We start from the raw sequence: 14,072 nt of genomic DNA on the forward strand, positions 1-14,072 counted from the left end.
ATACAGTTTAACATTTCATTACTTCATCGGAATTGGCGCAGGTTGACCATTGATCGTTGCCTTTCCATCTTTTAATGAAAAATCAAAGAGATATTTTCCATTTTCTTTTTTAATAAATGGGCCCAATTGCGCTTCAAAAAGTTGTTCCATGCCCGTTGCTTTCACCAAACTTTCATCAATCACAACTTTGGCATCAGCGATTAAATACTGCTCAATTTTTTCCAAAGTCACGTCTTTAACATCATCAGCAAAACGCGCATTCATTTTGGCATTGGCTTTGCCTTCTTGCGTATCCACATCAAAAGCTAAATCCAAAGTACTGCGATTTTGCGCAGCATTGGCAACCAAATCGGACACAACTTTTTCTTGATTCGTATTGCCGGCTTGCATTTCTTGCATTGCTTGTTGCGCGAGTTTCGGATTGGTACGATTTAACGCTGTATCCAATTTTATTTGTTTGAATTTAAAAGGAATAACATTCATCGGCAAAGTATAATCACCGAATTGAGCGGTGGAAGCAAAACTCATGTCGTATAAATCATTGGTTTTTTGCACACCGCTTTTAATTTCAAAACTTTTCAGCAGGAAATTCAATCCTTCCGCATCTTTTACGGAAATATTATTTGCGAGATAACGTTGGTTGCCAAGCATGATGCCGGTATCGTTTTCATAACGTTGTTTTTCGCCTTGGAAAACGATTTCTTCAATGCGGATTTGTTGTTTTTGTTTGTCATTATGGAAATTAATCGGCGTTGTTTTTATGAACCAATCGCCGTTAGCTTTGGTTTCGCCGTTACCTTCAAAAGCATCAATGATAAACGCATCTTCGCCGTTTACCGATTTGATATCGCCGGATTTAAGGGCAATCGTTGCCGGATAAAAAGGGCTGTCTTTAATATCGCTTTGTTTGAAGGCGCTGGTTAAGGAAAATCCTTCATAATCAAATGATTTTCCTTCTTCGCTGCGGTGAATCGGCAACACTAATATTTCTTCTTTTACCCGATCATCGGCAAGAAAATCCACATTTAATTGCAAATAGGAAAGCGTTTGCGTTAAAACTTTTTGTTGTTCTTCATCTAATTCAAAACGCGCTTTCAAAGCATCATCAACCACCACATTTGATACCGCTTTAGCAACAATGCCTTCTTTTGCTAACGCGGCGCTGTGGTCAATTTTGCTGGTAAATTTCAAAGTAACGGGCTCTGATGATAATGTTTTATCTACATTCTTTAAATATTGCTCTAAATTGAGCGTCAATTGCAGCGTTGCCGTTGAACTTTCTGCGCCACGTTGATAATCCTGAACGCTTAATTGAAAAGCATCAGCGCCCGCAGAATGCGCTGCGATCACATTTAATAATTGATTTTTTCGTGAATATAAATCGCGGAAACGTTGCTCAACTTGTTCGGCAGTATTTTCGTTATGAACAAGTTGCGCTTGAGACTGCTCGGGTTGAGCCGCAGTTTCTTGAGATTCTTTTTTGTTATCACAGGCGTTTAAAACGGCAAGTAACGCCAAACATAATAGTGTTTTTTTCATCATCGCTCCCAAAATAAAATGGCAAAAGTGCACTAGCAAAATCATTGATACTAGCTTTGTGAAATTATCACAACCGCAGTTAAACTACCAATTGAAGCCAATCATTGCTCATTTTTTCTTCATTAATATTAATAATTGTTGATCCAATTTTTGCGCTATTTTTTTCATCAAAACTGCCCCCAGTCTCGCTCGGCATCATGTTATGATGACCGCCCTCTTATCACATTTATCCCAAACGCGCTCATGACTAATCTCAATATTCTTTATCTTGTTTTTTCCATGTTGCTGTTTATCAGCGTTATTGGCTCCACGCTTTCTGCGCGCAGCGGCATTCCGTTATTAGTATTATTTTTAGTCATCGGCATGCTTGCCGGCGAAGAAGGCATTATTGGCATTCGTTTTAACCAATTCTTTTTTGCCAATTTACTCGGACAAGCTGCGCTCGCCGTGATTTTGTTAGACGGTGGACTGCGCACCTCGTTAACCAATATCCGCATTGCTTATAAACCGGCGTTACCGCTGGCAACGTGGGGCGTGATTGCAACGGCGGTCATCAGCGGACTATTCATCACATGGATTTTGGCAAAATACGGTTACATTGAAAAAGGCAATTGGCGCTACGGCATGTTGATGGCATCAATTGTCGGATCTACTGATGCCGCTGCCGTATTTTCTTTATTACGTAATGGCGGCGTGCGCTTAAATGCCCGCGTACAATCCACTTTAGAAGTAGAATCAGGTGCCAACGACCCGATGGCAATTTTATTGGTGACCGCATTCATCAGCCTTAATCTGCACCCCGAAGAACAAAATCTACTCAGTTTTAGCACGCTACTGATTACTCAATTCGCCCTCGGCATTTTAATCGGATTAACTTCCGGCTATTTGTTAGCGCGTTTATTGCAACGGCTGCATTTACCCGAAGGCATGTATGCCATTTTAATTTTTTCCGCCGGCATTTTAACGTTTTCAATGACCAATTTATTAGGCGGCAGCGGCTTTTTAGCGGTATTTATCGCCGGCATCGTCATCGGCAACCACCACGTGCGCGCAACGGAACACGTGCTGCGCGTTATGGACGGCATGGCATGGTTATCGCAAGCGGTGTTATTCGTGATGTTGGGATTACTCATTACGCCCTCTCAAGTCGTCAAAATTCTGCCGCTGGTTGCCGTCATCAGTTTATTTTTAATTTTCATCGCGCGACCGCTGGCAGTAATATCCGTTTTAATTTTTTGCCGATTTAATCCGCGGGAAATTGGTTTTATTTCGTGGGTGGGATTGCGCGGTGCGGTGCCGATTACGCTCGCCATCATTCCGATTATGGAAAACGTGCCCAACGCGCGCTTTTTATTTGATTTAACTTTTGGCGTCGTCATCATCTCGCTGGTTTTGCAAGGTATGACGCTGCCGTTTGCTGCCGAACTGTTTAAAGTGAAAATTCCGCCGTCAGCGCACCCCAGTAATGAACACGAAATTTGGGTGGGCGACCGCGCCAGCATTCGTATTTACGAATTTAACGTGAAAAAAGGCGCTTTTGGCATCAATCAACACCCCGATGCCATTTCGCGCCGCCTCGGTGAAGAAGAAATCCGACTTTTTGCGCTGGTGCGGCAAGATAAAGTGGAAGCGGTAACGCCGCAAACGAAAATTCGCGTGGGCGATCGTTTGTGGTATGCCGTCAACGGCGATCACGCGCACGCGCTGGCAGTAGTTTTAAATGATACTTACGTTACTCGTCAGCAACGCAATGAATTCTTTGGTGAATGGGTAATTTCATCGCAAGTTGTGATCGCGGATTTAAGTTTATTAGAAGAAGTGGATTTGCCAGAAGAAGAGCGCAAATTAACGGCTTCCGAACTCTTTCATCGGCGTTTGGGCGAAAATATCGTCGTGGGCGATCATATTGAATTAGGCGATCGTTGGTTTTTAACCGTGCGCGAAACCGATCAACACGGGCAAATCTCCGCCATTGGTTTAAAACTCGATACGCAAGCCCATCAAAAATCATCAGAACCATTACCCGCGGTCAATAACAGCGCCGCCTAATTGCGCCAACGGCAATAAAAATAGACTAAAATGTGCCGCCTTTTTCATGAGGAATTTTTATGCATTGGTTGATCGTTGTGATGCTGCTTTGTATTTCTAATACGTTAATGACTTTTGCGTGGTATTGGCATATTAAGCCCGATTCCGCGCATTTTGCGTTGTGGCAAATTGCGCTCATCAGTTGGGGCATTGCTTTTTTTGAATATTGTTTTGCGGTGCCGGCGAATCATTTGGGCGCGGCGTGGCAAATTAAACCGTTTCAACTCAAAATCATGCAAGAAGTCATCACGCTAATGGTTTTTAGTTTATTTGCGATTTTCTATTTAAAAGAAGGTTTTAAACTCAATTACGTGATCAGTTTTGGCTGCATTTTATTAGCCGTTTATTTTGCTTTTAAAAAATAACCAACCCATTATTATTTATGAATATTACGCACATCATCGCTGCGGAATTAAACGCGGCGCCCCATTTTATTGAAGCCACCGTTGAACTGCTCGACGGCGGCGCCACCATTCCTTTTATTGCGCGCTACCGTAAAGAACGCACCGGCGGCTTAGATGATCAACAATTGCGAACGCTCGCCGAACGTTTGCAATATTTACGCGAACTTGCCGCGCGTAAAGAAACTGTGCTCGAAAGCATCACCGCACAAGGAAAACTCACGCCCGAATTAGCAAACGCAATTGCCGAATGCACCCAAAAAACCGCATTAGAAGATCTTTATCTGCCTTATAAACCCAAACGGCGCACCAAAGCACAAATTGCTCGCGAACACGGTTTAGAACCGTTAGCAGAACAATTATTAAACGAACAACCCGAACACATTGAAACGCTTGCCGCCGCATTTTGTAATGAACACGTTGCCGATATTCAAGCCGCATTAGATGGCGCCCGCGCCATTTTAATGGAACATTTTGCCGAAAATGCCGCGCTCATCGGCGCGTTGCGTGAGCGTTTATGGCGCGAAGGCGTTTTAAAAACACAAGTTATTGCCGAAAAAGAAACCATCGGCGAAAAATTCAAAGATTATTTTCACTATCAAGAAAAAATCCAAAACATTCCCAGCCACCGCGCTTTAGCCGTTTTACGCGGACGCAATGAAGACATTTTGCAGCTTTCTTTGCTTTATCAAGATGAAGAAACGCCATCAACTGCGCACAGTCCTTATGAAACCATGATTGCCGAACATTTTGCCATCGCGCCCGATCATGTTTGGCTCAATGATTGCGTACGGCTGGCGTGGCGGGCAAAAATCGTGCTTTCGCTCGAATTAGAACTTCTCAATCGTTTAAAAGAACACGCCGAACGCGCCGCGATTGAAGTTTTTGCGCATAATCTCAAAGACTTATTATTATCACCGCCGGCGGGGCGAACCGTCACTTTAGGACTCGATCCTGGTTATCGTCACGGCATTAAATGCGCCGTTGTTGACGATACCGGCAAATTATTGGCAACGACTATCGTTTATTTACATCAAGAAAATGCGTTGCGCGCGCAACTCAAAAAAATGATTATCGATCATCGCGTTTCTTTAATCGCCATCGGCAACGGTACCGCGAGCCGCGAAACTACAAGCATCATTACGCAATTACTCAAAGAAATTCCCGAGCACGCCGTGCGCCACACGATTGTTTCCGAAGCCGGCGCTTCCGTTTATTCGGCATCAGAACTCGCCGCGCAAGAATTCCCAGAATTAGATGTTTCTTTACGCGGTGCCGTTTCCATTGCCCGCCGCGCGCAAGATCCGTTAGCGGAATTGGTGAAAATCGAGCCAAAAGCCATCGGCGTGGGACAATATCAACACGACGTCAATCAAGCGCAATTAGCGCAAGCTTTAGATGCGGTGGTGGAAGATTGCGTCAATGCCGTAGGCGTTGATGTTAATACGGCGTCGGTTTCATTATTAGCGCGCATTTCAGGGCTCAATCAAACGCTGGCGCGCAATATCGTTGCTTTTCGCGATGAACACGGCGCCTTTTCTAATCGCAAACTTTTATTAAAAGTGCCGCGTTTGGGCGCGAAAACATTTGAACAAGCGGCAGGATTTTTGCGGATTCATGGCGGCGATGAAGCGCTCGATGCTTCCGCCGTTCACCCAGAAACTTATTCCGTGGTGAAAAAAATGTTAACCGATTGCGATTTAACCGCCCGCGATTGCATTGGCAACAAAACCGCCATTGCCCGCATTCAACCGCAGCGTTACATCACCGATCAATTTGGATTGCCAACGATTTTAGATATTTTGTCAGAATTAGAAAAACCCAATCGCGATCCGCGCGGCGATTTTCAATTTGCGCATTTTGCTGAAGAAATTCAAGAAATAAGCGATTTAAAAAGCGGCATGATTTTAGAAGGCGTGGTTTCTAATGTGGCGAATTTTGGCGCATTTGTTAATATCGGCGTTCATCAAGATGGTTTGGTGCATATTTCCGAATTATCGCATCAATTTGTTACCGATCCGCGCACGATCGTTAAAGCCGGTGATGTGGTTAAAGTGAAAGTCGTCAGCGTTGACGTTGCGCGCAAAAGAATCGCGCTAACAATGCGTTTGGACGACAAACCCGCAAAAAAATCCATAAAACCGCAAACCGCGCTGGCAGCCGCATTTAAAAACATGAAAAAATGAACCACCGGCGACCGTTTTTAAAATGGGCAGGCAGCAAAAGCAAATTAATCCCGTGGATTGCGCGCGCGATTCCCCAAACCGCCCGCCGCCTCATCGAGCCATTTGCCGGTTCTGCCGCGCTATCTTTGGCGCTCGATTTTGAAGCGTACGTTTTAAACGATATCAACCGCGATTTAATCCATCTTTATCAAACGTTAAAAATAGAAAAAACCGCTTTTATCGATTACGCGCGCTCATTTTTCACCGCGGAACATAATCAAGAAAACCGTTTTTACGATTTGCGCGCGCAATTTAACGACAGCGACGATATTTTCGAACGCAGTGCATTATTTTTATATTTAAATCGTCATGGTTTTAACGGGTTATGCCGTTATAATCGCGCGGGGCAGTTTAATGTACCGTTTGGGCGTTATCGCGCGCCCTATTTTCCCGAAGCCGAAATGCGGCATTTCATCGAAAAATCCGAACGTTTCACTTTATTATGCGGCGATTTTCAAACGGCATTTCATCAGGCAAACCGCGATGACATTATTTATTGCGATCCGCCTTACGTGCCTTTAAGCGCCACGGCGTCATTTACTGCGTACGCACAAAAAGGTTTTACGCTAAACGAACAGCGCCAACTCGCGCAGATGGCGCAACAAACCGCGCCCCGCGTCAAAAGTATCCTGATTTCCAATCACGACACCGATTTTACCCGAACGCTTTATCATGGCGCGCGCTTTAACTGTTTTTCCGTACGCCGTTCTATTGCCGCGCAGGGCAATTGCCGTAAAAAAGTAAAAGAATTATTGGCTATTTACAACGAAAATGCCGCGTTTTAACCGCATAATGCGGCAATTTCCGCCCAAAGTGCAAAATGCGGTCGCGCTTCAAAATGAACGCCCGACAATAAATAGTTTCCCGCGCCAAAATGACCGCTAATCACCGCTGGCGCGCCCGTGGGATAATGCGCTAAAACGTTTTCCGCGCGAGAAACGGGTTCAAACGTGCAGCCGCCGTGGTAATAAAATAATTCTTCTGGAAATTCCGGTAGCCGTAACCACGCTTGGCTTTGTTCATGTTCAGGCGCGTAAAGATGATTTTGCGTCAGTTCCGGCAAACAACCGCGCGCCGTGCCGGCAAAAAAAGCCAATTCCCGCGCGCCGCAAATGCGCTCACCTTCACCGATAAAATCAACCCAACTGCTGCCGTAATAAGCACCAGCGCAAATGCCCACATAAACGCCGCCCGTCGCCACAAAATGACGAATCAGCGCATTGCCGCGCCCGTTTAATCGTTCGCAATATGGCAAATCCGCGCCGCCACCGATTAAAAAAATATCTGCCGTTGCCAAAATACCGTTTTGAATGTCGCACGCGTTGACGATTTTCGACGAAAAAATCGGCGGGATATTTTTGATTAACCACGAAAAACTTTTTTCACTCACGCCAATATCGTGATAAATCATCATTTTTTTCATGCCCATAATTTCCTCGTTTTAAAAATAATCCTAATTGCCGCGCGATTTTATCCGTGCGGCGAGGTAAAAAGCTGTTAAAATCGGCGCTCACGTGCTCAAGAAATCGTTTCGGTGACTTGAGTTTTTTATTGTTCAAACAAAAGGATTGTTATGCAACGCGCATTACTTATCAGCAAAAAATGGTTTTTAGCCGATTCTTGGTATTCATTTCTCGTTAAAACTTTTTTAGGCGCTAATATCATTGCTTTATGCGCCCAAATATCGATTCCTTTGCAACCCGTGCCGATTACTGGACAAACGCTGGGCGTCACCTTAATTGGTTTTGCTTTAGGCGCGCGCGGCGCTACCGCTGCTGTTTTAGGTTATTTATTAGAAGGCGCTTTGGGATTGCCCGTTTTTGCCGGCGGTTCTGGCGGCGTGCAAGCGTTTTTCGGCGCATCAGGCGGTTATTTATGGGGATTTATTCCTGCCGCGTGGATTTTAGGTTATGCCAGCGATAAAAAATGTTTGGATTCATTTTGGTTGAGTTTTGCTGCCGCAATTTTATCGGCTATCGCTACTTTCGCTTGCGGACTAGCGCAATTGTCCTTTTTTGTGCCGGCGGATAAAGTGCTCGCTTACGGTTTTTATCCTTTTATTATCGGCGGCATGATTAAAGCGTTGGTTGCCAGCATCAGCGTGGTGCCGACTTATAAATTCTTCCAAAAACTATAAAATTTCTGCCCACGAAAGACCCCGTTCGGGGTCTTTTTTATTTTTTACGCAAAACTACGCCGCATTCAATATGCGGTGTGTCAGGAAATTGATCGAACAACGCCGCGGCGCAAAGTTCATGCGTTTGAGTTAACGTCTGCAAATTGGCGGCTAAAGTATGCGGATTACAAGAAATATAAATAATTTTCGGAAATTTCTGCAATAAAAATAACGTATTATCATCAATTCCAGCGCGCGGCGGATCAACAAAAACCGTTTCAAATTGATAATCCGCCAATTCAATTCCCGCTTGTTTTAAACGATAAAAATCGCGCTCTTTTTGCCAAGCTTGGGTAAATTCTTCGGCGGATAATCGCGCAACGGCAATATTATTCGTTTGATTTAAAAAAATATTTTCTTGTAACGCCGTAATACTGCTTTTGCTAATTTCCGTCGCCAACACGCGGCGAAAATGCGATGCGAGCGGCAACGTAAAATTGCCGTTACCACAATATAATTCCAATAAATCACCGGCATTCTCGCCCGCCTGCGCGCACGCCCAGCGCAACATTTTCTGGCAAACATAAGCATTGGGTTGTGAAAAACTTTGCTCATATTGATGATAATGAAAAGCGCGCCCGTCAACGTTGAGCGTTTCTAAAATGAAATCGCGCTCGAGCGTAATTTTTTGTTTACGGCTGCGTCCGATAAGCAAAATATGAAAACGTTTTGCCAGCGCTTTTGCTGCCGCCGTCCATTCATCAGTGAGCGCGCGGTGATAAATCAGGCTGACTAATAATTCTCCACGCAAACTGGCTAAAAAATGCACTTCATAAAGTTTGTGATGCAAAACGGGATCGGCGCGCAACGCGTCCAAAAGAAGCGGCATGCAGCGATCAATCGTGATGTACGCCGGCGGAAAATTGTGTAACCGCACGATATTTTGCGCGGTTAACGCGCCGCCGCGACTCATCGCGTAAAACAATTGTTCATCGTCACGCCAAATACGAAATTCGGCACGCATGCGGTAATGTTTTTCAGGCGAGGGATAAATGCGGATTTTAGGCGCGGAAAAAGGACGCAATAAAGCGTGCAATTGTTGATGTTTGGCAAAAAGTTGCCGTTGATAATTGGACATCGTCATTATTTAAGGCTGTTGAAAAAAGGAAATATCTCGATTGCTGCGGTAGCCGTTACTTTCCGGCATATATTGCAATTGATAACTGCAATTAATCGGTTGCCCTAAATGGCTGCCGTGACAATTGACGTTAATCGGATAAAAATTAGCAACGGTGTGAGGCGCAAAATCGATGGTTGACAGCATAACGGTTGCTTCGCGTTCGCATTTTTGCATGTTATAAGCTTCTTGATAGGGATCGCAGACGGCTTTTTGCGTAGCTTTTGCGGTATTAATCGCGGTATCGCTGACGAGATAATCGGTTTCTTGCGCATCGGTGTAACTGATTAATATTTTTTCTCGATAAACGCCGCGCGCATCTAAAAAAGATAAATGTTGAATGAAACCATAATGTCCGCCGCCAAAATCGTGAAATTTCGGAATACCCATTTGTTGGGGCGCGCTTAAAGTGAATAAACCGAAATCAGAGTAAGCGGTTTGCCAACGTTTGCCGTCAACTTGCCGAAAACTCACTAAACTTACCGCCCGCGGTAAATCGCCGGCAGCGGTTGCCGTATTGATAAAAGGCGCGCCTTCAAGATAAAAAAAGCGTTGGGCGCCTTGATGAGTGGAAACTTCTTGATCGGCGATGATTTTTAAACAATAACTGCCCCACTGCGCGCTTTTCATAAAACATTTTTGCGCCGGTTGATAATGAAATCCGGCAAGCGTTAATAAATCAAATTCGCTGGCGTGCGCTACGGAAATATCCGCATTTTCTTGAACCGTCGGTGGAATCAAAGAAAAATGCGGCGCGTCGTGGCAGCCAATTAAAAAAAGAAGAAACAGAATTTTACGCATAATGCTCGATCGTGAAAAAAAGACGAAAAGTACCATGATGATGCTGAAATGTCATTAAGATGATGCCATTGGTTTTTATGAAACAGGAATGAATAATGTCCCCCGAAATTATGGATTTTCCGCTTTCTGGAAAAGTACTCATTGAAGCTTCCGCCGGCACCGGAAAAACGTATACCTTAACCGGTATTTTGCTGCGTTTATTGCTTTCGGAAGTGCCTTCAAAAGGAATTTTTGCGCGCGCGCCGGAGGCAATTATTGCCACTACGTTTACCCGTAAAGCCGCGGCAGAAATGAGAATGCGGTTAAAAATGCGGTTAAACGCCATGCATCATTTACTGCAAGCGCTCGCGCAAACTTTATTGCAATCCGATGAAGAAGAAACGGATTATTACGCGCACATCGCGCATTTGTTGACTTTGTGGGCAGAAAATGCGCAAACGCCAGCGGAAAAAGCGGCGCAAGAATCGCTCAATCACGCTTTGATTTTAGAAGCAGTGCAAGAAAACGGTATCGATGGTTTTACTGATTTATGTCAGCGCTGCAACAGCGTTATTGCCACGCTCGATCGGTTGTTTATCGGCACGCTGGATTCTTTATGCCAACATTGGTTGCGCATGTTTTCTTTGGAAACGGGTACCGCGCAATCCACAAAACTGGTTGACGGGCACGAAGAAATTACGGAAATCGTTCATCAACAATTGCGCCAATTTTATTGGCAATATTCTGATTATCATGAATATTTATCCTCAATCAACCCGCCAGCACATTATGCCAAAGCCATCAGCGGTCAACTCAATTATGCTGATGCTGCCGTTGATGAAATTGATGTTCCGAGCGATGAAAACTTTGCCGCGCTTTTAGAACAGACAAAAAACACAAAAATGGACGATTTTTTAGCGTTATTTGCTTCCCAAAAAATCGTTTCTAAATTGACGGATCCCGAGCTTTTATGGCAAGCGTTATTAACGCAAACGCCAATCGATGAAGAAAATATTAAAATTATTGAAACATGGCATAACGCGGTAAAAACGGGGGAAGGCTTCTTAAAAGCGGCAAAATCAGAACAGATCGAAACCATTTGCCAGCATGATTGCGCGCCCATTTTTTTAGCCGTCACTTCAGCCTTTTTAGCGCAAAAAAATTTAAATAAAACGCTCGCTGCCTGCGCGGCAAAAGAAACTTTATTGGCGGTGCGCTCGCAATTGCCGGCACAATTGGAAATGCAAGGAAAAGCCACATTTAATCATTACACCGCGCGCCTTAATCAAGCGTTAGCCGGCGAAAGTGGCGCGGCGCTGGCGCGTTATATTGCGCATCGTTATCCAGTTTTATTGGTGGACGAATCGCAGGATTTAAATGCGCAGCAAGCACAATTTATCGAGCGGATTTACCTCAAAAATTTAGAAGCCGATCGGCATTTTTTATTATTGGTCGGCGATCCTAAACAAGCAATTTATCGTTTTCGCGGCGGCGATGTGGCGAATTATTTACGGTTAAAAGCGGCGTTTTCGCAGCAAGAATGCTATTCCTTAACGAAAAACTATCGTTCGAGTCCGGCATTAATCGCGGCTTTAAATAAGCTTTATCAAGATCGCGCAGCTTTTGGCGGCGGTATTGATTATGAACCGATGACGGCGGCGGTCACGCAGCGCGCGCTGCAAAGCGTTGACGGCGCAGCAATCACCCCCCCCCTTTATTGGTTAGAAACCAAAAACGATAACGAACACCTTGCTATCGTGCATCTGATTCAAAATTTAACCGCAAAAAACAGCATTTATGCTTATCACGATAAACAAAATCGCCGCCCGTTGCGCTACAGCGATATTTTGGTATTAGGAACCAGCAGGAGCAAGCTCGAAGAATTGCAAATTTTGCTGCAACAACACGGTATTAACGTTGATTATTCAGCGGAAAAAAGTATTTTTGCCAGCGATTTGGCTGCCGCGATTGCCACTTTTTTAGCGGCGATGTTAGCACCGCAGCAGCAGGAACAGTTAAATCGCTTGTTTATCAGTCCTTTTTTTCGTTTATCTTTGGCAGAACTGACGGCATTATCGCAGCCGTCATCTGCTTTAAATTATGCGCAATTGAGCGCGGTTTTGACGGAGGCGGAGCAATTGTGGCAACAGAAAAAGTTGTTATCCGCCTTGCAATTATTTTTAACCACTGATTTTGCCGGTTTGACGATTTGGGAGCGTTTGGCGAGATTGCCTTATCCGGAAAATGAACGCGCTTTGCTGGATTTGCGGCAATTGCAACAAATTATTGCCGACCGCGGGCGCCTCGATACGCTGGATCAATTTTTGCGCTGGTGGAAATTCATGCTGACAACGTTGCCAACTGCTGATTGGGCAAAAATGATGCCGTTGCCCAGTCAGGACGCGTTGCGTTTGATGACGATTCACAGCGCTAAAGGTTTACAAGCGCCCGTCGTTATTATCAGCGGTTTGGGAAAACATCGTAAGCATGACGCGCTTTTTTATCCTTATCATACGGCAACCGGCGATTTTCGTATTGCTACAGAAAAAGTTGAAGAAAATCAGCAAGAAGACGATGACGAAAAAGCGCGGTTATTGTATGTAGGATTAACGCGGGCGGAAGATTTGCTTTTTGTTGCGTTGCAATCATTACGCAAGAAAGATGGAGATTTTTTTGCCGACGCTCATGCCGGCATGAAACGTCTTGATCCCGTTCGTTTTAAAAATACGGCAGTAAATCATGGTTTTTTAAGCGTTAATCCGGAAGAGCTTGCCCAACGTTTAACGCAACCGCAGTACACGTTATCTTCCGCGTCCGAAACGATTGCGACAATTGAGCAAGATCCGACTTATCCGCGTCAACGTTTTTACGGCTGGAGTAAAAGCAGTTTTACGGCTTTGACGCGTTATGTTGATGAAAATACGGTGGATATTTCTTTGCCGGATTATGCGGAAGAAGAAGCGGAAAGCGAAACGATCGCGGATCCGGACTTGGCGTTACCAGCGCGATTTGCGCGCGGCACAAAGGCGGGAAGCTTTTTGCATCAATTATTGAAGGATTTGCCCGAGACGCCGGCGCAATTTTGGCGCGGTCATATTGAACGTTTAGCAAAGCAATATCGTTTGCTTGAACGCACGGCGGCATTAGATGATTACGCGCAGTATGAAGCGTGGTTTCAAGCGATTATGGCATCACCGCTGGTTTCGCAAACAACTTTAGCGGCATTGTCGCCGGCGCAAAAAGTCGATGAAATGAAATTTATTCTTCATGTGGCAGGAAAATCGTTCAATATTTCTGCGGTCAATCGTTTATTCGAACGTTGGGAAAAGCCGTTAACGTTGCATCAAAAACAAGCGTCTATTCGCTTTTTATGCGGTGAAATCGATTTTTGCTATCAACAGGACGATAAATATTATTTCATTGATTATAAATCAAATTATTTGGGAACCGCGCCGCAGGAATATCATGTTTCGGCGATGAAAAAAGCGATGAATGAGCATCATTATTGGTTGCAGGCGTTGATTTATCAAACGGCGCTGCATCGTTTTTTGCAAACGCGTTTAAAAAATTATCAGCCGGCGTTGCATTTAGGTTATCCGGAATATTTTTTTATTAGAGGCGTTGATGCGGAAGAACAAACGCTCGGGCATTTTCCTGTGGATTTGCCGCTCGATTTGGTTTTGGAGTTTGACGCGATTTTATCCGGACATTAAAAAACTGGCGGTGTACGCCAGTTTTCATTGAAA

General features: G+C 44.6%; 10 protein-coding genes. 6 read left to right on the plus strand and 4 right to left on the minus strand.

The window, feature by feature from the left end; all coding sequences use genetic code 11:
• Positions 1-18: 18 nt before the first annotated feature.
• Positions 19-1,539: a DUF945 family protein gene (locus AKG33_RS04895; RefSeq protein ID WP_012031459.1), complete on the minus strand. Its 1,521-nt coding sequence runs from the start codon at positions 1,537-1,539 to the stop codon at positions 19-21.
• Positions 1,540-1,782: 243 nt separating this feature from the next.
• Here AKG33_RS04895 and AKG33_RS04900 point away from each other — a divergent pair, with 243 nt between their 5' ends.
• Genes AKG33_RS04900 through AKG33_RS04915 form a run of 4 tightly spaced genes read left to right on the plus strand, consistent with a single transcriptional unit; the run spans position 1,783 to position 7,038 of the window.
• Positions 1,783-3,588, plus strand: coding sequence for a potassium/proton antiporter (locus tag AKG33_RS04900; RefSeq protein ID WP_012031461.1), 1,806 nt, complete (start codon positions 1,783-1,785; stop codon positions 3,586-3,588).
• Positions 3,589-3,647: 59 nt separating this feature from the next.
• Positions 3,648-3,992 (plus strand): DMT family protein, encoded by a 345-nt coding sequence (locus AKG33_RS04905; RefSeq protein ID WP_012031462.1) that lies wholly within the window; start codon positions 3,648-3,650, stop codon positions 3,990-3,992.
• Between the two features lie 17 nt (positions 3,993-4,009).
• Positions 4,010-6,214 carry a Tex family protein gene (locus AKG33_RS04910; RefSeq protein WP_012031463.1) on the plus strand — a complete coding sequence of 735 codons (2,205 nt, stop codon included), beginning with the start codon at positions 4,010-4,012 and terminating at the stop codon, positions 6,212-6,214.
• Entirely contained in the window at positions 6,211-7,038 is an 828-nt protein-coding gene (locus tag AKG33_RS04915) for a Dam family site-specific DNA-(adenine-N6)-methyltransferase (RefSeq protein ID WP_012031464.1), read from the plus strand. Before AKG33_RS04910 ends, AKG33_RS04915 begins: the two co-directional genes overlap by 4 nt.
• Here AKG33_RS04915 and AKG33_RS04920 read toward each other — a convergent pair.
• Positions 7,035-7,676 carry a BPL-N domain-containing protein gene (locus tag AKG33_RS04920; protein WP_161802465.1) on the minus strand — a complete coding sequence of 214 codons (642 nt, stop codon included), beginning with the start codon at positions 7,674-7,676 and terminating at the stop codon, positions 7,035-7,037. The two genes, AKG33_RS04915 and AKG33_RS04920, sit on opposite strands and share 4 nt — an antisense overlap.
• A gap of 150 nt (positions 7,677-7,826) precedes the next feature.
• Here AKG33_RS04920 and AKG33_RS04925 point away from each other — a divergent pair, with 150 nt between their 5' ends.
• Positions 7,827-8,390 (plus strand): biotin transporter BioY, encoded by a 564-nt coding sequence (locus AKG33_RS04925; protein ID WP_012031466.1) that lies wholly within the window; start codon positions 7,827-7,829, stop codon positions 8,388-8,390.
• 37 nt (positions 8,391-8,427) lie between these two features.
• Here AKG33_RS04925 and trmA read toward each other — a convergent pair whose 3' ends face one another.
• A complete protein-coding gene (gene trmA, locus AKG33_RS04930; RefSeq protein WP_012031467.1) occupies positions 8,428-9,513 on the minus strand; it encodes a tRNA (uridine(54)-C5)-methyltransferase TrmA in 1,086 nt (361 codons plus the stop codon).
• Between the two features lie 3 nt (positions 9,514-9,516).
• On the minus strand, positions 9,517-10,347 hold the full coding sequence (locus tag AKG33_RS04935; protein WP_041729610.1) for a hypothetical protein: 831 nt from the start codon (positions 10,345-10,347) through the stop codon (positions 9,517-9,519).
• Between the two features lie 95 nt (positions 10,348-10,442).
• Here AKG33_RS04935 and AKG33_RS04940 point away from each other — a divergent pair, with 95 nt between their 5' ends.
• On the plus strand, positions 10,443-14,039 hold the full coding sequence (locus AKG33_RS04940; RefSeq protein WP_012031469.1) for a UvrD-helicase domain-containing protein: 3,597 nt from the start codon (positions 10,443-10,445) through the stop codon (positions 14,037-14,039).
• The last annotated feature ends 33 nt before the right edge of the window (positions 14,040-14,072 follow it).

It is taken from the genome of Dichelobacter nodosus, from assembly GCF_001263335.1.
Classification (GTDB): Bacteria; Pseudomonadota; Gammaproteobacteria; order Cardiobacteriales; family Cardiobacteriaceae; genus Dichelobacter; species Dichelobacter nodosus.